18 protein-coding genes are annotated in these 15,743 nt (G+C 73.7%); 7 read left to right on the top strand and 11 right to left on the bottom strand.

The features are described 5' to 3' along the window. Positions 1–38: 38 nt before the first annotated feature. Positions 39–434: a RidA family protein gene (locus tag HNR61_RS02630; RefSeq protein ID WP_182841479.1), complete on the bottom strand. Its 396-nt coding sequence runs from the start codon at positions 432–434 to the stop codon at positions 39–41. Between the two features lie 92 nt (positions 435–526). Between HNR61_RS02630 and HNR61_RS02625 the strand changes: the two genes are divergently transcribed. Continuing rightward, complete coding sequence (locus tag HNR61_RS02625) at positions 527–1,228, top strand: winged helix-turn-helix transcriptional regulator (protein ID WP_182841478.1); 702 nt, start codon at positions 527–529, stop codon at positions 1,226–1,228. On the opposite strand, the gene HNR61_RS02620 is transcribed toward HNR61_RS02625, so the two are convergent. The 6 genes from HNR61_RS02620 to HNR61_RS02595 all read right to left on the bottom strand — a co-directional run bounded on the left by HNR61_RS02620 (position 1,192) and on the right by HNR61_RS02595 (position 7,718). Then, positions 1,192–2,547 carry an acetyl-CoA carboxylase biotin carboxylase subunit gene (locus HNR61_RS02620; RefSeq protein ID WP_220508864.1) on the bottom strand — a complete coding sequence of 452 codons (1,356 nt, stop codon included), beginning with the start codon at positions 2,545–2,547 and terminating at the stop codon, positions 1,192–1,194. The two genes, HNR61_RS02625 and HNR61_RS02620, sit on opposite strands and share 37 nt — an antisense overlap. A 106-nt stretch (positions 2,548–2,653) precedes the next feature. Beyond that, positions 2,654–4,015 carry an HD-GYP domain-containing protein gene (locus HNR61_RS02615; protein WP_182841477.1) on the bottom strand — a complete coding sequence of 454 codons (1,362 nt, stop codon included), beginning with the start codon at positions 4,013–4,015 and terminating at the stop codon, positions 2,654–2,656. 18 nt (positions 4,016–4,033) lie between these two features. Further along, a complete protein-coding gene (locus tag HNR61_RS02610; RefSeq protein ID WP_067819417.1) occupies positions 4,034–5,383 on the bottom strand; it encodes an HD-GYP domain-containing protein in 1,350 nt (449 codons plus the stop codon). A 407-nt stretch (positions 5,384–5,790) separates the two neighbouring features. Continuing rightward, positions 5,791–6,702 (bottom strand): NAD-dependent epimerase/dehydratase family protein, encoded by a 912-nt coding sequence (locus HNR61_RS02605; RefSeq protein WP_182841476.1) that lies wholly within the window; start codon positions 6,700–6,702, stop codon positions 5,791–5,793. Positions 6,703–6,789: 87 nt separating this feature from the next. Beyond that, on the bottom strand, positions 6,790–7,068 hold the full coding sequence (gene rsrA / locus HNR61_RS02600) for a mycothiol system anti-sigma-R factor (RefSeq protein ID WP_067819422.1): 279 nt from the start codon (positions 7,066–7,068) through the stop codon (positions 6,790–6,792). A 44-nt stretch (positions 7,069–7,112) separates the two neighbouring features. Next, a complete protein-coding gene (locus HNR61_RS02595; RefSeq protein ID WP_067819425.1) occupies positions 7,113–7,718 on the bottom strand; it encodes a sigma-70 family RNA polymerase sigma factor in 606 nt (201 codons plus the stop codon). A 356-nt stretch (positions 7,719–8,074) separates the two neighbouring features. Between HNR61_RS02595 and HNR61_RS02590 the strand changes: the two genes are divergently transcribed. After that, the gene (locus tag HNR61_RS02590) at positions 8,075–8,953 is read left to right on the top strand and encodes a methyltransferase domain-containing protein (RefSeq protein WP_083999833.1); all 879 of its coding nucleotides are present in this window, start codon (positions 8,075–8,077) and stop codon (positions 8,951–8,953) included. A gap of 144 nt (positions 8,954–9,097) precedes the next feature. On the opposite strand, the gene HNR61_RS02585 is transcribed toward HNR61_RS02590, so the two are convergent. The 3 genes from HNR61_RS02585 to HNR61_RS02575 form a co-directional block, all read right to left on the bottom strand. Further along, entirely contained in the window at positions 9,098–10,192 is a 1,095-nt protein-coding gene (locus tag HNR61_RS02585; RefSeq protein WP_182841474.1) for a hypothetical protein, read from the bottom strand. A 54-nt stretch (positions 10,193–10,246) separates the two neighbouring features. Further along, complete coding sequence (locus HNR61_RS02580; protein WP_312897734.1) at positions 10,247–10,579, bottom strand: TraR/DksA family transcriptional regulator; 333 nt, start codon at positions 10,577–10,579, stop codon at positions 10,247–10,249. A 68-nt stretch (positions 10,580–10,647) separates the two neighbouring features. Beyond that, positions 10,648–11,412, bottom strand: a complete 765-nt coding sequence (locus tag HNR61_RS02575; RefSeq protein ID WP_182841473.1) for an SOS response-associated peptidase — start codon at positions 11,410–11,412, stop codon at positions 10,648–10,650. Between the two features lie 101 nt (positions 11,413–11,513). On the opposite strand from HNR61_RS02575, the gene HNR61_RS02570 reads away from it, so the two are divergent. The 3 genes from HNR61_RS02570 (at position 11,514) to HNR61_RS02560 (ending at position 13,613) form a co-directional block, all read left to right on the top strand. Further along, positions 11,514–12,161 (top strand): DoxX family protein, encoded by a 648-nt coding sequence (locus HNR61_RS02570; RefSeq protein ID WP_182841472.1) that lies wholly within the window; start codon positions 11,514–11,516, stop codon positions 12,159–12,161. A 127-nt stretch (positions 12,162–12,288) separates the two neighbouring features. Continuing rightward, entirely contained in the window at positions 12,289–12,882 is a 594-nt protein-coding gene (locus HNR61_RS02565) for a sigma-70 family RNA polymerase sigma factor (RefSeq protein ID WP_246441926.1), read from the top strand. Next, the gene (locus HNR61_RS02560) at positions 12,879–13,613 is read left to right on the top strand and encodes an anti-sigma factor family protein (protein ID WP_182841471.1); all 735 of its coding nucleotides are present in this window, start codon (positions 12,879–12,881) and stop codon (positions 13,611–13,613) included. Before HNR61_RS02565 ends, HNR61_RS02560 begins: the two co-directional genes overlap by 4 nt. Before the next feature lie 53 nt (positions 13,614–13,666). On the opposite strand, the gene HNR61_RS02555 is transcribed toward HNR61_RS02560, so the two are convergent. Then, positions 13,667–14,620, bottom strand: a complete 954-nt coding sequence (locus tag HNR61_RS02555; protein ID WP_182841470.1) for an SDR family NAD(P)-dependent oxidoreductase — start codon at positions 14,618–14,620, stop codon at positions 13,667–13,669. A gap of 53 nt (positions 14,621–14,673) precedes the next feature. On the opposite strand from HNR61_RS02555, the gene HNR61_RS02550 reads away from it, so the two are divergent. Both HNR61_RS02550 and HNR61_RS02545 read left to right on the top strand, forming a co-directional pair. Continuing rightward, complete coding sequence (locus HNR61_RS02550; RefSeq protein WP_182841469.1) at positions 14,674–15,075, top strand: MerR family transcriptional regulator; 402 nt, start codon at positions 14,674–14,676, stop codon at positions 15,073–15,075. A 39-nt stretch (positions 15,076–15,114) separates the two neighbouring features. Continuing rightward, positions 15,115–15,738: an alpha/beta fold hydrolase gene (locus HNR61_RS02545; RefSeq protein WP_182841468.1), complete on the top strand. Its 624-nt coding sequence runs from the start codon at positions 15,115–15,117 to the stop codon at positions 15,736–15,738. Positions 15,739–15,743: the final 5 nt, after the last annotated feature.

Raw genomic sequence — 15,743 nt, 5'->3', positions numbered from 1 at the left:
TCGTGGCGGGGTGCCGCGTGCGGCGCGGCCGGTTCGGCTCAGTCCATCGCGGTCGCTTCGAGCGCGACGAGGAGTTGCGGGCTCACCAGACGGTCGACGCCGAGCAGGGTGCTGGCGAAGCGCTCGCCGGCGCCCTCGAAGCGCCCGGTCAGAACGGCGAAGTGCTGGAGCAGCGTGTCGACGTCGGTCGTGTAGACGTTGAGCCGGACCACGTCGGCCAGCGTCATGCCGGCGTCGGCGAGGACCGCTTCGAGGTTGTCGACCGCCATGCGGAGCTGGGCGGCCATGTCGCCCGGATGCCGCGCCTCGCCGTCGGCGTCGACGGCGTCCTGGGCGCTGCAGACGAGTTCCCGGCGTCGGCCCTCGATGAGCTGCGCCTGGTCGAAGCCGAGCCGCACCGACCACGGCCAGGGGTTGACGGCTGTTCGTTCCATGTCCCCCATCTCCTTTCAACTTGATACTCGCTACTTTCTTATAGGAAGTATCAACGCGTCAAGGGCAAGCGGCGGTGAGTACGATGGGGACCATGGCGACGAACCGTCGGTACGGTGATGGGTGCGCGATCGCGACCGCGCTCGACCACGTGGGCGAGCGGTGGGCCCTGCTGATCGTGCGCGAGCTCCTGCTGGGGCCGAAACGGTTCACCGACCTGCAGGACGGGCTGCCGGGCGCAGGCCCCAAGATCCTGGCGCAGCGGCTGCGGGAGCTGGAGGGCAACGGTGTCGTGCGGCGCCGCACCCTGCCTCCGCCGGCCGCCTCACAGGTCTACGAGCTGACCGAATGGGGCGCCCGGCTGGATGCCGTCGTCGTCACGCTGGGACATTGGGGGCAGGGCGCACCGGAGCCCTCCGGCGACCACGTGGGGGCGGACTCCGCGATGATCAAGATGCGCGGTCTCTTCCGCCCGCGGCCGGACCGGCCCTGGACCGCCACCTACGAGGTGCGCCTCGGCCGCCACCGCTTCACCATCCGGGTGGTCGACGGTCGGCTCGCCGAGATGGGCCGCGGGGAGCCGCAGGGCCGGCCCGACACGGTCATCGACACCGACCCCGACACCTTGAACCGCGTCGTCGGCACGGACTCGACGGTGCTCGCCGGAGCCATCGACGACGGCCGGCTCACCGTCACCGGGGACGACCGGGCCGGCCAACGCCTGTTCGACGCGGTACGCGTCGAACAGGACAGCGGGGCTCAGGGGCGCATCCGCGCCACCAGGCCGGTGTCGTAGGAGCCGTCCGCGAACTCGGGGCGGCTCAGAAGCTCCAGCAGGAACGGCAGGTTCGTCGTCGGTCCCTCGATCCGGAACGCCTCCAGCGCCTGCGCCGCCCGCCCCAGCGCCGCCTCCCGGTCGGCGCCGAACACGCACAGCTTCGCCAGCAGCGGATCGTAGAACGGGGTGACGGTGGTGCCCTCGGCGTATCCGGCGTCGATGCGGATGCCCTCGCCGACCGGCTCCTCCCACACCCTGATCCGCCCCGGCGACGGCACGAACCGGCGCGGGTCCTCGGCGTACACCCGGAACTCCACCGCGTGCCCGCGCGGCCGGACCTCCGGGAACGACGCCCGCTCCCCCGCCGCGACCCGGATCTGCTGCTCCACCAGGTCGATCCCGGTGGTCATCTCGGTGACCGGGTGCCCGACCTGGAGCCGGGTGTTCATCTCCAGGAAGAAGAACTCCCCGGTGGCCGGGTCGACCAGGAACTCCACCGTCCCCGCGCCCCGGTAGCCGATCGTCTCGCCCGCCACCACCGCCGCGCCCAGCATCCGGGCGCGCAGCTCGGCCAGCCCGGGCGAGGGGGTCTCCTCCACGACCTTCTGGTGGCGGCGCTGCACCGAGCACTCGCGGTCGCCGAGCGCCACGACCGTGCCGTCGGCGAGCCCGAAGATCTGCACCTCGACGTGCCGGGCGTTCTCGACGAACCGTTCCAGCAGGACGTCGGGGGTGGCGAAGAACCGTTCGGCGCGGCCGCGCGCGGTGCGGTAGGCGGCGCGCACGCCCGCCTCGTCGCGGGCGGGGGCCAGCCCGATCCCGCCGCCCCCGGTGGCGGCCTTCACCATCACCGGGTAGCCGACGCGCGCGGCCTCCTCGACGGCGGTGTCCTCGTCGGGCACCGGCTCCCACACCCCGGGGGTGACCGGCAGGCCCGCCTCCTTCATCAGGTTCCGGGCGTTGATCTTGTCGCCCATGCGGGCGATCGCCAGGGGGTCCGGCCCGATCCAGCCGATCCCGGCGTGCAGCACCCGGCGCGCGAACTCGGCGTTCTCGGCCAGGAAGCCGTAGCCGGGGTGGATCGCCTGCGCGTTGGTGCGGTCGGCCGCCTCCATGATCGCGGGGATGTCGAGATAGCTGCGGCCGGGCTCGGCGGGACCGATCAGGATCGCCTCGTCCGCCTCGGCGACGAACGGCAGTCGCGCGTCGGCCTCCGAGTACACGGCGATGGCCTTCAGGCCCATCGCCCGGACGCTGCGGATGATCCGGGACGCGATCTCGCCCCGATTGGCCACCAGGACCGACTCGAACACCTGGGAGTTCTCCTCTCCGTCCATCGACCCGGCGCCGTCCCGATCCGGCCGCCCGGTCGCCGATCACCGGCTCACGGTCTGTCCGTGTCCAGTTTGCCGGTGTCCACACCATGCGATCGGCAACTGTGCCTCAGTACCGGGGCCGCCGGTCGACCACGCGGTTCAGCGCCTCGACCACGGTCGGGTCGTACTCGGAGGCCGAGTCCAGGCGCAGCCGCTCCAGCACCGCCGCGCCCCGGTCCCGGTCGGCCGAGTCGCCGACCAGGTCGTCGTAGGCGTTGGCGACCTTGATGATCCGGCTGGCCAGCGGTGGCGGCACCGGCCGCACCCCCGACCCGTCGCCGGGCGCGGCGCTGCGGTAGGGGTGGGACGACAGCCGCACGATGTGGGCGACGCGGTCCAGCACCCCGGTCTGCCTGATCACCTCGGCGCCCAGCTCGGCGATGCGGCGCTGCTCGGCGGGCGAGGCCAGCACGGTCGCGCCGCCGGGGATGGGGTCGCCCAGCGACAGCTGCCCGATGTCGTGCATCAGCGCCGCGTACTCCAGCTCCAGCAGCGGGCCCTCGGCCATGCCCAGCTCGCGGCCCATCGCCACGGCCAGCCGCGACACCCGGCGCGAGTGCCCGGTCTCGACGTAGCCGCCGACCTCGGTCACCCGCGACAGCGCCCGCACCGTCTGCAGGTAGGTGGCGCGGATGCCCGCGTACCGGCGGAACGCGAACTGCGTCACCAGGATCGGCGCGGTGAACACCAGCAGCGCGGCCGTGCCGAGGAACGTCGTGGCGACCGCGATCAGCATGGCGGTCGCGCTGGTCGCCGCGCACAGCGGCGCCTTGGCGTGGATCTCGTCGCGCAGCGCGATCCCGAACCGGGCCCGCACCGCCTCCGCCCGGATCATCGCGGCGATCACGACGTCGGCGCAGCAGGAGGCGACGACCACCACGCCCATCGCGGCCAGCAGCACCGGCCAGCCCAGGTCGAGCGAGACCAGCGGCCGGAAGGACACCGCGACGATCCCCACGGTGATCAGCCGCCGGGCGGTGGCGTCCAGCCGGGGGCTGCGGCCGACGGCGACGTGCGGCAGCGACCCGACCAGCATCCCGGCGGCGGTGACCGCGACGACCTGGAGCCAGGAGTGCTCGGCGGGCACCACGCCCAGCGGCCCGACGACCTGCCCGCCGCCGCCCGGCCCGACGCCGACCAGCAGCGCGTAGCCGACTGCGCCCGCCGTGGCGACGGGGGCGACCTCCCGGTTGCCGGGCATGACCATGCGGAACAGCTCGCCGAGCGCGATCAGCACGCCGAACGCGACCGCGACCCGCGCCTGCGCCAGGCCGACCGCGGCGACCTGGGTGACCGCGCCGAGCACGCCGAGGCCCGCGACGGCGATCAGCATGAGCTGGCCGGAGTCCAGGCGCTGCCAGGCGGGCCGGCGGCGGGAGTGCAGGGGGGCGCCGAGCCGGGCGGCGGCGTTGCCTGTGGGGGCGTTCATCCGGGAGCGGTCCCCTTCTCAGCTGCGCACGCCGTCCCCGGCGACCCGGATGGGGGCGCTGGGGTCGTCGTGGTCCTGGCGGGTGGTCTCCACCACGTCGTCGTCGGGCAGGACCGGCGGGCGCGGCGGCTCCCAGCCCTCGCGCTGCAGGGCCCGCAGGAACGCCTCGACCATCACCGGGTCGAAGTGGTCGCCGATCCCGCGCCTCAGCTCGGCCACCGCCTCCTCGATGCTGCGGGCGGGCCGGTAGGAGCGGGTGGAGGTCATCGAGTCGAACGCGTCGGCCACCGAGATCACCCGCGCGAACTCGGGGATCTCGTCCCCGGCCAGCCCCATCGGGTAGCCGCGGCCGTTCATCTTCTCGTGGTGGTGCATGATCCCGGCGAGCGCCTCGTCCAGGAAGCCGATCTCCCGGACGATCTCCAGCCCGCGCATCGGGTGGAGCTGGATGGCGGCGAACTCCTCCTCGGTGAGGGGCCCGTCCTTCTGCAGCACCTTGGTGGGGACGCCGAGCTTGCCGACGTCGTGCAGCATCCCGGCGTAGCGGATCGCCTCGACCCGGTCGGGCCGCATCCCGATCTCCTGGGCGATCATGACGGAGCCGCGCGACACGCGTTCGGAGTGGCCGCGCGTGTAGTAGTCCTTGGTCTCCACGGCCTGGCACAGCGTGGCCAGGGTCGCCTGGTGGGCCTGCTGCTGGGCGTGCGTCTGCTCCATCGCCCAGCGCGCGATGAACAGCGGCAGCAGCACCAGCACGGCGGCGAACGGCCCCAGCCGGTCCCACAGTCCGGCGATCAGCAGCCCGAACATGCCGTAGCCGAGGCAGCCGACCGCGAGCTGCCCGCTCTCGCGCAGCAGCTCGCGCGGGGCGGCCTGCTTGGCCAGCAGCAGGATGACGGCCGTGAGGGTCAGGTTGACCAGCACGAACGTGACCAGCGCGCCCAGGAACGGCCCGATCACGTGCTCCACCCAGTGCGGATGCCGGCCGGTGCCGGACGCCGCGCCCCCCAGCGCGACGAACACCATGCCCGAGGCGTAGCCGCTGAGGGCGAACTGGGCGCCGTTGAACAGCCGTTTGACCGGGGCGAAGAACCGCTGCCCGGTGATCACCGCGACGACGCCGAGCAGCGCCGCGCCCTGCGGGCCGAGCAGCACCACCGAGGCGAGGCTGGCGGCGAAGCCCATCGACACCCGCGCCCGCTCCACGTTGAGCTGGGCCGGCGCGGAGTCGCAGATCAGGAACAGTACGGCCAGCACGACCAGCGCGTGCCAGTCCAGCCCCTGGTAGGAGGACGTGACGATGAGGCCGGTCGCCAAGGCGACCACCCCGCAGACGTACGCCCAGGCAGCCAGAGGTAGTCCACGCATTGCCGCCCCCTCGGGAGTCGACTTTCCGGTCGCGCCGTGCGGCGCCTAAACCCAGGACACGCCCTTGCGAGCGGCGTTCGGTTGTCCCCCGCCCGTCTTCACACGGTCGTTCAGCATGACCTCTTGCCTCCCCCCGTCGCCGGCTCCCCGGGCGGCGGCCCGCGGGTTCCGGGCCGACCTGGTCCGGGCTCCCCGGATGGGCGCACGCCGCGCCGGTTCGGCGGGCGCGCGCCTGTTCCCATCGCTGATTTCCGGCCCAAGCCTAACGCGAGAGGCCCAGGTCACACAGGCATGCCGGGAATCGTGAGCAAAGCGTGAACTAATCGTCACCGCGAGTGATCAATTCTCCGCGATGACCCACCGAACGTATCCGCACGGGCCTTTTGCACGACCGAAATGCACATGCATCAGCGTTCCCGCGCCCAGGCGACCGTCGCGGCGAGCCCGTCGCGCAGCGCGGTGCGGGGCTCCCAGCCGAGCGCGTCGCGGGTGGCGGCCGGATCGATCGCCATGGCGGGCAGGTCGCCGAGCCGGGGCGGGGCGAACGCGGGCTCGTCGGGCGCCCCGGCCGCCTCCGCGACCAGGGAGTGCAGCGCGCGGTCGGTGGTCTGGAGGCCGGTGCCGACGTTGAGCCGCCGCCCTCCCCCGCCCTCCCCGGCGGCGCGGGCGAACGCGTCCACCACGTCCAGCACGTACACGTAGTCGCGGGTCTGCCCGCCGTCGCCGAACACCCGGGTCGGCCTCCCCGCCAGCAGCGCGTCGGTGAAGATCGACACCACCCCGGCCTCGCCCTCCGGCGTCTGCCGGGGTCCGTACACGTTGGCCAGCGTCAGCGCCGTGTAGTCCAGCCCGTGCAGCGCCCGGTAGGTCTGGAGGTAGACCTCGCCGGACACCTTGGAGGCGGCGTAGGGCGAGGCGGGCCGCAGCGCGGCGCCGGACGGCACCGGCAGCGCGTCGGGCACCCCGTAGACCGCGCAGCTCGACGCGAAGACGACCTTGCGGGCCCCGGCGCGCCGCGCGCTCTCCAGGACGTTGGCGGTGCCGACGACGTTGGTGCGGGCGTCGGCGAGCGGGTCGCCGACGCTCACCCGCACGCTGACCTGCGCGGCCAGATGACAGACCACCTCGGGCCCGAACGCCTCCACCCGCGCGGCCAGCGCGGGGTCGGCCACGTCCAGGCGCCACAGGTCGATGTCGTCGCGCACGTTGGACCCGGTCGACAGGTCGTCGACCCCGGCGACCTCATGGCCGTCGGCCAGCAGTCGGTCGACCAGATGGGATCCGATGAAACCGGCGGCGCCGGTGACGAGAACGCGCATCCCTGCACGATAACGGGGGCGGGACCGCTCCCGTGCCGCGGCGTCGCGGCCGGCCCCGGACCGAACCCGGGACCCGGCCGCCGCGTCTCAGGCGTGCTCGTCGGTCTTCAGCTCGCCGCAGATCTGCTCGATGCGGCCCATGACCTTGGCGCGCAGCTCGTCCGGCGCGGGCTCGCAGCCGCACGACTTGCCCACCAGCTTCTTGACGGCCTCCTCGAGGCCGTACTCGCGCAGGCAGGGGCCGCACTCGTCGAGGTGTTCCTTGACCTCGCTGCACCCGCCCTGGTCGAGCTCACCGTCCAGGTAGGTGTAGACCCGGGCCAGCACCTCGCTGCACGGGGTCTCGTGGGGTTCGCCACAGCTCATGGCTCACTCACCCTTCTCGCTCGCCGGGCCGGAGGTCGCGCGTTTCATGCCGAGCCCTCCCTGGCCCCGGTCAGGCCGCGTTCCCGAGCGTAGTCCTCCAGCATGCCGCGAAGCTGGCGACGGCCCCGGTGCAGCCGGGACATCACCGTGCCGATGGGCGTGCCCATGATCTCGGCGATCTCCTTGTAGGCGAAGCCCTCGACGTCGGCGAGGTACACCGCGATCCGGAACTCCTCGGGCAGGTCGGCGAGCGCGCGCTTGACGTCGGAGTCGGGCAGGTGCTCCAGCGCCTCGGCCTCGGCGGACTTCAGGCCGCTGGAGGTGTGCGACTCGGCGCGCGCGAGCTGCCAGTCCTCGATCTCCTCGGTCGCCGCCTGCTGCGGCTGCCGCTGCTTCTTGCGGTAGGAGTTGATGAACGTGTTGGTCAGGATCCGGTACAGCCACGCCTTGAGGTTCGTGCCCTCCTTGAACTGGTGGAAGGACCCGAACGCCTTGGCGAAGGTCTCCTGCACGAGATCCTCGGCGTCCGCCGGGTTGCGCGTCATGCGCAGCGCGGCCGAGTACAACTGGTCCAAGAACGGGAGCACATCGCGCTGGAAGCGTTCCTGGCGCTGCTCCACGGTCTCCGTGGTCCCCGGTACCTGACCCACCCCCTCAGCTGTGGTGACGCTCCCGTGAGCGTCGTACATCACAGACGATATCGGCCCGCGCGGGGAGAACACGCCTCCGGGGGCGGGCGCGGCGCCCCGTGCGCGTTCGGCGAGGGCGGTGGTCATTCGGCTGCACCTCCATGACACGGCTGTTGTGATCGGGTGCAACACCGGCGGGGACGATTCGATTCCGCCGATCGTTCTGTGTTGCGGGAAGTGACGGGCGCCGCTCCCCGCGACAATGGAACGGCGAGGAGAAGGTCACCCATCCGCAGGTATACGGAGGGTGATGTCGAGCCCGGACCGGGGAAAGAAGACCCATACACGCCAAGAACAGGAGCAAACCGTTGCTACCGGTGCCGGCGCGACCGCCCGAGCCCACCATCGCCAGCCTTCGCGGCGCGTCCGGCGACGAGCAGACGCTGCCGCTGTACTGGTCGTTCTACTGGTCGGTGGCGGCCGCCCAGTTGGCCCGCTGGCTGCCCAGGCGCCCGGCGCTGATCGTCGACCTGTCCAACGGCGACGGCCGCACCGCCGCCCAGGCCGCCGCGGCGGGCCACCAGGTGCTGGAGGTCATGGACCCGCTGCTGACCGGCCCGCGGGACCATCATCCCGAGGGCGGGCGCCCGCCGAACGGCGCGCACCGCACCACCCACCGTGACGGCCGCCTGCCCCGCCCGCGCCAGGGCGGCGCGGTGTCGAACGGCCACGCCCACCTGCCGCCCGGCGTGACCCGCCGGGTGATCGCCGACTCGGGGACGCTGCCCTACCTGGGGGACGCGTGCGTGGACGCGGTGGTGGCCGAGCACCGGGCGCTGTCCCGCCACCTGGCGACCGAGGAGACGATCGCGGAGATCGCCCGGGTCCTGCGCCCGGGCGGCCGGGTCCTGCTGTCGGTGGACTCCCTGACCCTGGGCATGGCGCTGCTGGCCGAGCAGAACTGCTGGGCGCACCTGTCGGACGTCCCGGCCGCCGAGGTGGTCCTGGTGCCCTGGCCGGACGGCGCGATCACCCGCTGCTTCTGGTCCGACCAGCTCCGCGAGCTGCTGACGGAGGCGGGCCTGGAGGTGGAGTGGATCCGCCCGCGCACGGCGCTGTCGCCGTCGACGGTGGAGCACGTGCTCAAGCGCTCCCCCGAGGCGATGGAACGCCTGGTCCGGACGGAACTGACGGCCCCGCCGGGCGATGAGTCCCTGGGAGTGCACCTCCTGGCCAGCGCCCGCCGCCGCACCTGATCTCCAAGCCCTGGCCTCCGGCTCCGGACCCACGGGTCGGATGGCGCGCTCGCGTGCGGCTGAGGCTTCCTCTGCACCAGGTCCCGGCCACGGGAGCGTCAAGGTTTCCGTTGGGCCGTGCGAAACCCGGGCATGTCCCGGTCTTCACGACGGGTTCGAGGACGGTCGGCGCCTGGGCCGGCTCGCTTTGCGCGGTGGGGGCGGGGCCTCGGGGACGGGTTCGACCGACAGGTACCACTCGTGGTCGTCCTCGTCCCCATCCAGGACCAGGTAACCGGGCCGTGGCAGCCTCAACTTGCGCTGCCCGTCCTCCGAGCTCCAGACGCGTCCGGACTCCCCCGGCGTCCCGGCGGGCCAGCGGGGCCCACGGCAACGGCAGTCCCGGTCCTGAAGGCACCCGCACATGAACCAGATTCTCCAGAAACCTCTCGATCTGGCCTGCGCGGTGAGCAGCGCGGGGCCGCCGTCGTAGAACAGCACCTCCCTGCCGCCCCTCCCGCGCCACTCCGCGCCGAGCGACGGCGCGGCGGACATCGGTCTGATGCGCACCGACCAGCGCTGTTCCTCAGAGGAGCTCTCGACCCGCAGATGGGTCGGTCCCGGCCACAGCAGGACGCGGTCCTGGCTGGACTCCCGGTAGCTCCGCAGCAGGTCGACCCCGGTCTCGGTCTCGTCCTCGGTGCGGACGACGGGGGTGACGGCCAGCCTGCCCCCGTTCGTGGAGGTCACCTCGACGATGGCCGGGCGGTCGGGCTCGGGGCGGTCGATGAGCTCCTCGACGGCGCCCTCGCCGCCGCCGACGATCAGGAAACGCTCTCCGGTCGCGTTCTCCGGCACGGCGGGGGGCTCCGGGGCGTCGCGGCCGGCGTCCAGCGGCGGGAGCGCGTCGATCGGCACCGGGCGGCCGGCCCGCCGGGCGGCCAGCCTGATCAGCGCCGCGCGGCCGTCCCGCAGCGCCGCCAGCGCGGCCCGTTCGCTCCCCGCGGCGGCGGCGCGGTCGTAGGCGGACAGGGCGAGGCGGTAGTCCTCCAGTACGCGGGGGTTCGCCTCGGTCTCCTCCGGGGTGACGGTCAGCCCGCGCAGCTCCTCCCCGAACGCCGTGATCGATTCCTGGAGTGGGGCGGGGAGCTCCCCGGGGGCGCCGGTGGCGGGGGACCCGCGACGCCGGCCGAGCCAGAGCGCGGTGACGCCGCAGCCCGCCAGGAAGGAGACCGCCGCCACCAGCGCGTCGTTCAACATAGGCGGCATGATCGCAGACGGGCCGGCCCATGTCACCGGCCGGGCGGGACGGCGTCAGCGCATGGCCCGGTCGTGCTTGGACTGGCAGGTGACGCAGCGGGCCGCGTCGGGGCGGGCCTCCAGCCGGCCCTCGGGGACCTGTTCACCGCAGCCCTGGCACTGGCCGTAGGTGCCCTCCTCGATCCGCTCCAGCGCCGCCAGCACCCCCGCGCGGTGGCGGCCCAGGGAGTCGAGCGCGGCCTGGACCCGGTCGCTGTCGTACAGGTCCGCCCCCGCGTCGGAGGCGGACAGCTCGCGCTCGGGGTGCTCGCCCCGAAGGACCCTGATCGAACGGTCGGCCTCGGCGAGCATCGTCTCCAGGCGGGAACGGGCGATGGCGGTGTCCACTCGGGACTCCTCCCGGTCGGCCCCGGGTGCGGGGGGTCCTCGCCCTGACCGGGTTTCGGGGGCAGCGGTCAGAACAAGGTGTCGGAGTGGTTGCCTGAACTATCCCCATCTGGAAGGGGTTTCATCAGTTCCGCGCCGTTGTTTCTGACGTTGTTGACCGCCTTCGACACCGGGTAGGCCTCCATCGTCCCGGCCATCGCCGGCACCAGCAGGCCCCGCACCTCCTCGACGTCGGTCAGCGCCGGGTCCAGCCAGGCGTCCCACCGGTCGGGCTCGACGACCATCGGCATGCGGTCGTGGATGCGGCCCAGGTCGTCGGGGGCGTTGGTGGTGATGACGGTGCAGGTCCACAGCCACTCGTCCTCCGGGGACCTCCACAGCTCGTAGAGCCCGGCCATCGCCATCAGGCCGCCGTCCTTGGGGTGGATGAAGAACGGCTGCTTGGCGGGGCGCTTCTTGTCCTTCTCCTCTTCGAGGACGTACCACTCGTAGTAGCCGTCGGCGGGCAGCAGGCAGCGGCGCTTGGCGAACGCCCGCCTGTACGACGGCTTCTCGTGCACCGTCTCCACCCGCGCGTTGATCATCCGGTTGCCGATGGCGGGGTCCTTGGCCCACGACGGCACCAGGCCCCAGCGCAGCTCCCGAAGCTGCCGCAGCGGCTCGGCGGCCTCCTCGTCGGCCTCCCTGGGCGGCCGCGTCAGGACGGCCGGGACCTGTTTGGTGGGCGCGACGTTGTAATCGGCGCGCAGCTCGTCGCCGGTCTCGTCGAGCTGGACCGCGAACTGCTCCAGCAGCTCCTGGCGGGACCGGGCTGTGGCGTATCGACCGCACATGCCCTCCATACTGCCCCGCCCCACCGACACTCGACCATTTCCGGACGCCGCGCGGGGCGGGCGGCGTGCTTGACCGGCGGCGCGATGGGCATGGAGTCGGCATGCGACCCATCACGACCATGGCCCGCCCGTTCGTGGCGGCCCCGTACATCATCACCGGCCTGGAGACGCTGCGTGACCCTCGCACGCGCGCCGAGCAGGTCGCGCCCACCGTCAAGCCGATCGCCGACCGGATGGACTGGCTGCCCACCAAGGATCCCGAGACGCTGGTCCGGGTGCAGGGGGCGCTCAGCCTCGGCACCGGGGCGCTGCTGCTGACCGGGAAGTTCCGGCGGCTGACGGCGTTGCTGATGGCGGTGCAGGTCGTCCCGACCCTCGCGACCGAGCACCGCTACTGGACCGAGGACGACCCCGAGCGCCGCGCCAGCGAGCGTTCCCACCTGCTGAAGAACGCCGGGCTGTTCGGCGCGCTGATGATGGTGGCCGCCGAGCCGCGCAAGTCGCCGCGCGCCGCCGAGCTGCGGCGGCAGCTGCACGACGCCCGCGTCCAGGCGGCGGCCGAGGGCAAGGCGCTGCGCAAGGAGACGGCGGCCGAGCTGCGCAACGCGCGCCGCGAGGCGGCCCGGCAGACGCGGTCGGCCCGGCAGGGCGGCCAGGCCGCCGCGAAGGCGGCCAAGGCCGCCAAGGCCGTGCGGAAGGGGCGGCGCGGACGCGGCGGCAACCCGGTGGCCAAGCTCGTCCGGCGGTGAGGCGCCGCTTCCCGAAGGCAACCTTAAGAACGGCTCAAAGGCGTTGAACCGCCCGCCGTTCCGGGTCCGTACTGCCCTCTGACCGCCCGTTCCCCAGGGACCCTCGACCCGACGGAGACGCCCGGCCATGGCAATGCCCGGAACGTCCGGCCGCGCGGCCACCGGGCGGCGGAGTCCGCTCCGCCGCCCCCGGCCCGCGCCCGACCGCGACGACACCGCGGACCAACGCGCCATCGCGGCCCTGTACGCCGAGTACCAGCGGCCCCTGACCGCGTTCGCGCTGCGCCTGACGCGGGGCGACCGGCAGTGGGCCGAGGACGTCGTGCAGGAGACGATGATCCGCGCCTGGCGCAACGCCGACCGCCTGGACCGCGGGACGGCCTCGCTGATGCCCTGGCTGGCCACCGTCGCCCGCCGCATCGTGATCGACCACTGCCGGGCCCGGGACGTCCGGCCGCCCGAGGTGGGCGAAGGCCCCCTGGAGAACCTCCCCGTGGCGGACGCGATGGACGCCCTGCTGCGCAAGGTGGTCGTGGTGGAGGCGCTGGACGCGCTGTCACCCGCGCACCGGCAGGCGTTGACCGAGACGGTGCTGCGCGACCGCACGGTGAACGAGGCCGCCGAGTCCCTCGGGATCCCGGTGGGAACGGTCAAGTCGCGTGTTTACTACGCCATGCGCGCGTTGCGCGTCGCGCTGGAGGAGAGAGGGGTGACGGCATGACCCCGCCGGTTGATCACACGGATGTCGGCGCGTACGCGCTGGGCCTTCTGGAGGACGAGGACCGGCGGGCCTTCGAGGCGCATCTGCGCGGGTGCGAACGGTGCCGCGCCGAGCTGGCGGAGATGTCGGGGCTGGCGTCGCTGCTCACCGACATGGGCCCGGTCCCGGACGCCGAGCAGGACGGCGGGGACGCGCCCGAGCCGTCCGAGCCGTCCGCCCAGGTCATCGACCTGATGCGCCGCAGCCGGGAGCGGGACCGCCGGGCCCGCCGCGGCACCTACGCGATCGGCGCGGTCGCCGCTGCGGCGCTGCTGGCCACCGGGACCGTCATCGGCGCCTCGGCCACCGACGACGCCCCGCCGGTCGCGGGCGGCGGGCACTCGCACGGCCCGGCGCAGGCGCTGGTCGTCTGGGGCGAGCGGCGCTCCGGGCAGAACACCGAGCGCGGCGTGAGCGGCGTGGTGGGTCTGGAGAGCAAGGGCTGGGGCACCCACGTGGGCCTGGAGCTGCGGGGCGTACGCGGGCCCCTGCGTTGCCGGCTGGAGGCGGTCTCCCGCACCGGCGAGCGGGCGGTCGTCACCGGCTGGCGGGTGCCCGACCAGGGCTACGGCGTGCCCGGCAGCCCGAACCCGCTGGTCACCCATGGCGGAACCGCGATCTCCCGGCAGGAGCTGTCCCGCTTCGAGGTGCGGATCGAGGGCGGCGGAACGCTGCTGACCATCCCCGTCTGACCCCGGACGGCGCCCGGCGCGGAGCGGCTCCGCGCCGGGCGTTCCCACGCGCCTCAGGAGAACGCGTCCACCCCGGTCATCCCGCTCGACAGCGCCCACAGCCGCGCCGCGTCCCCGGCGTCCACGGCCCAGGGCCTGACCCCTCCGACGAGCATGTCGTCGGAGGTCGCGGGCTCGGCGACGTCGCAGTCCTGGCAGTACAGCCCGCCCCGCCCCGCCAGCAGCGGCGACGTCGCGGCCCACACCGCCGTGGCCGCCCCCTGGGCGGGCGTCTTGAAGCCGGGCGCGGGCTCGCCGTCCTCGTTCATCCACCCCTGGGCGATCTGGTCCTCGCGCGGGACGTGCCGCTGCAACGGCGTGAGGATGCTGCCCGGGTGCACCGCGAACGCCCGCACCCCGGACCGCTCGCCGAGCGCGTCCAGGTGGACGGCGAACAGCGCGTTGGCGGTCTTGGACTGGGCGTAGGCCGGCCACCGGTCGTAGCCGTTCCGGAAGTGGACGTCGTCCCACCGCATCCCGGACAGGAAGTGCCCCGACGAGGCCACCGCGACCACCCGCGCCCCGGGCGCGAGCGCCGGGCGCAGCCGGTTGACCAGGGCGAAGTGCCCGAGGTGGTTGACCGCGAGGTGCGCCTCCCAGCCCGGCCCCACGCGGGTCTCGGGGCAGGCCATGATCCCGGCGTTGGCGATGACCAGGTCGACGGCCCGCCCGGACCCGGCCACCCGCTCGCCGAACCGCCGCACGCTCCCCAGGTCCGCCAGCTCCAGCTCGTCCACCTCGACCCGGTCGACGCCCCGCAGCGCCTCCCGCGCCGCCCCGGTCCGCCGGGCGGGCACCAGGACGCGCGCCCCGGCCCCGCTCAGCGCCCGCGTGATCTCCAGTCCCAGGCCCGAGTACCCGCCGGTGACCAGTGCCGTCCGTCCCGTCAGGTCGATCCCGGCGAGCACCTCCCGCGCGGTGCTGTGCGCCCCGAAACCGCTGCCGATCCTCCGCTGTTCGCTCCACATGCCCCGAACGCTAGAAGTTAGAGTTCACTCAAGGTCAAACCGGAAGGGACACCGTGTCCGCCCCTCTCCCCATCGGCCGGGTCGCCGAGGCGACCGGGCTGAGCGTCCACGCCCTGCGCTTCTTCGAGCGCGAGGGCCTCATGCTCCGCCCGATCCCCCGCACCGCCGGGGGCCGCCGCGCCTACGACCGTTCCGACGTCGAGTGGCTCCTGCTGTGCAACCGGCTGCGCGACTCGGGGATGCCGCTGGCCACGATCCGGCGGTTCGCCGACCTGGTGCGTTCCGGCCCCGGCAACGAGCCCGAGCGGCTGGCCCTGCTGCGCGGCCACGAACGCGACGTCCGCGCCAGGATCGCCGAGCTGACGGCCTGCCTGGACGTCATCCACACCAAGGTCGTCACCTACGAACGGCACCTCGCCGACGGCACCGCCACCGGCCTGTGGGCCCCGTCCTAGAACGCCCCTCCGCCGCCGTTCCCGGGACGGAGAGCGGGCATGCATCCGTCCGTTCCCTGGGCGGAGGGGATCGCCCGGAACGTCGGACCGGCGGGCATCGAGATCGCCTACGAACGGCTCGGCGGCCCGGCCGGTCCGCCCGTTCTGCTGATCGTGGGGTCGGGCGTGCAGATGGTCGCGTGGCCCGACGGGTTCTGCGCCGCCCTCGTCGAACGCGGCCTGCACGTCGTCCGGTTCGACGACCGCGACGTCGGGCGGTCGACGCACCTGCGCGACGTCCCGGCCCCCGGCCTCCGGGCGGCGATGTCCGGGGGCCCGCCGCCGGCGCCCTACACGCTGGCGGACATGGCGGCCGACACCGTGGGGCTGCTCGACGCGCTCGGGCTCGGCGGCGCGCACCTGGCCGGCGCGGCGGTTCGCCGCGGTCTCCACCGCGGGCGACCGCACCGGGCGGCTGCGGTCGCTGACCGTTCCCGCCCTGGTCGTCCACGGCGCGGACGACGCGTTGATCGGCGTCGACGGGGGCGGGCCACCGCCGCCGCGATCCCGGGCGCCGAGCTGCTCGTCGTCGAGGGGATGGGCCACGACCTGCCCCGCGAGCTGTGGCCCACGATCGCCGACCGCGTCGCCGCGCTCGTCCGCCGCGCCGGGTCCGCGCCGTAGGGCCG

Source organism: Actinomadura kijaniata, assembly GCF_014138665.1.
GTDB classification, from domain to species: domain Bacteria; phylum Actinomycetota; class Actinomycetes; order Streptosporangiales; family Streptosporangiaceae; genus Spirillospora; species Spirillospora kijaniata.
This window is presented reverse-complemented; position numbering and strand designations above follow the sequence as displayed.

Coding starts and splice junctions, on each gene's coding strand:
- HNR61_RS02575 (WP_182841473.1), bottom strand. CDS start 11,412: ATGTGCGGTCGATACGCCACAGCCCGGTCCCGCCAGGAGCTGCTGGAG.
- HNR61_RS02545 (WP_182841468.1), top strand. CDS start 15,115: ATGCATCCGTCCGTTCCCTGGGCGGAGGGGATCGCCCGGAACGTCGGA.
- HNR61_RS02560 (WP_182841471.1), top strand. CDS start 12,879: ATGACCCCGCCGGTTGATCACACGGATGTCGGCGCGTACGCGCTGGGC.
- HNR61_RS02570 (WP_182841472.1), top strand. CDS start 11,514: ATGCGACCCATCACGACCATGGCCCGCCCGTTCGTGGCGGCCCCGTAC.
- HNR61_RS02615 (WP_182841477.1), bottom strand. CDS start 4,015: ATGAACGCCCCCACAGGCAACGCCGCCGCCCGGCTCGGCGCCCCCCTG.
- HNR61_RS02605 (WP_182841476.1), bottom strand. CDS start 6,702: ATGCGCGTTCTCGTCACCGGCGCCGCCGGTTTCATCGGATCCCATCTG.
- HNR61_RS02610 (WP_067819417.1), bottom strand. CDS start 5,383: ATGCGTGGACTACCTCTGGCTGCCTGGGCGTACGTCTGCGGGGTGGTC.
- HNR61_RS02555 (WP_182841470.1), bottom strand. CDS start 14,620: ATGTGGAGCGAACAGCGGAGGATCGGCAGCGGTTTCGGGGCGCACAGC.
- HNR61_RS02625 (WP_182841478.1), top strand. CDS start 527: ATGGCGACGAACCGTCGGTACGGTGATGGGTGCGCGATCGCGACCGCG.
- HNR61_RS02585 (WP_182841474.1), bottom strand. CDS start 10,192: ATGTTGAACGACGCGCTGGTGGCGGCGGTCTCCTTCCTGGCGGGCTGC.
- HNR61_RS02565 (WP_246441926.1), top strand. CDS start 12,289: ATGGCAATGCCCGGAACGTCCGGCCGCGCGGCCACCGGGCGGCGGAGT.
- HNR61_RS02630 (WP_182841479.1), bottom strand. CDS start 434: ATGGAACGAACAGCCGTCAACCCCTGGCCGTGGTCGGTGCGGCTCGGC.
- HNR61_RS02620 (WP_220508864.1), bottom strand. CDS start 2,547: ATGGACGGAGAGGAGAACTCCCAGGTGTTCGAGTCGGTCCTGGTGGCC.
- rsrA (WP_067819422.1), bottom strand. CDS start 7,068: ATGAGCTGTGGCGAACCCCACGAGACCCCGTGCAGCGAGGTGCTGGCC.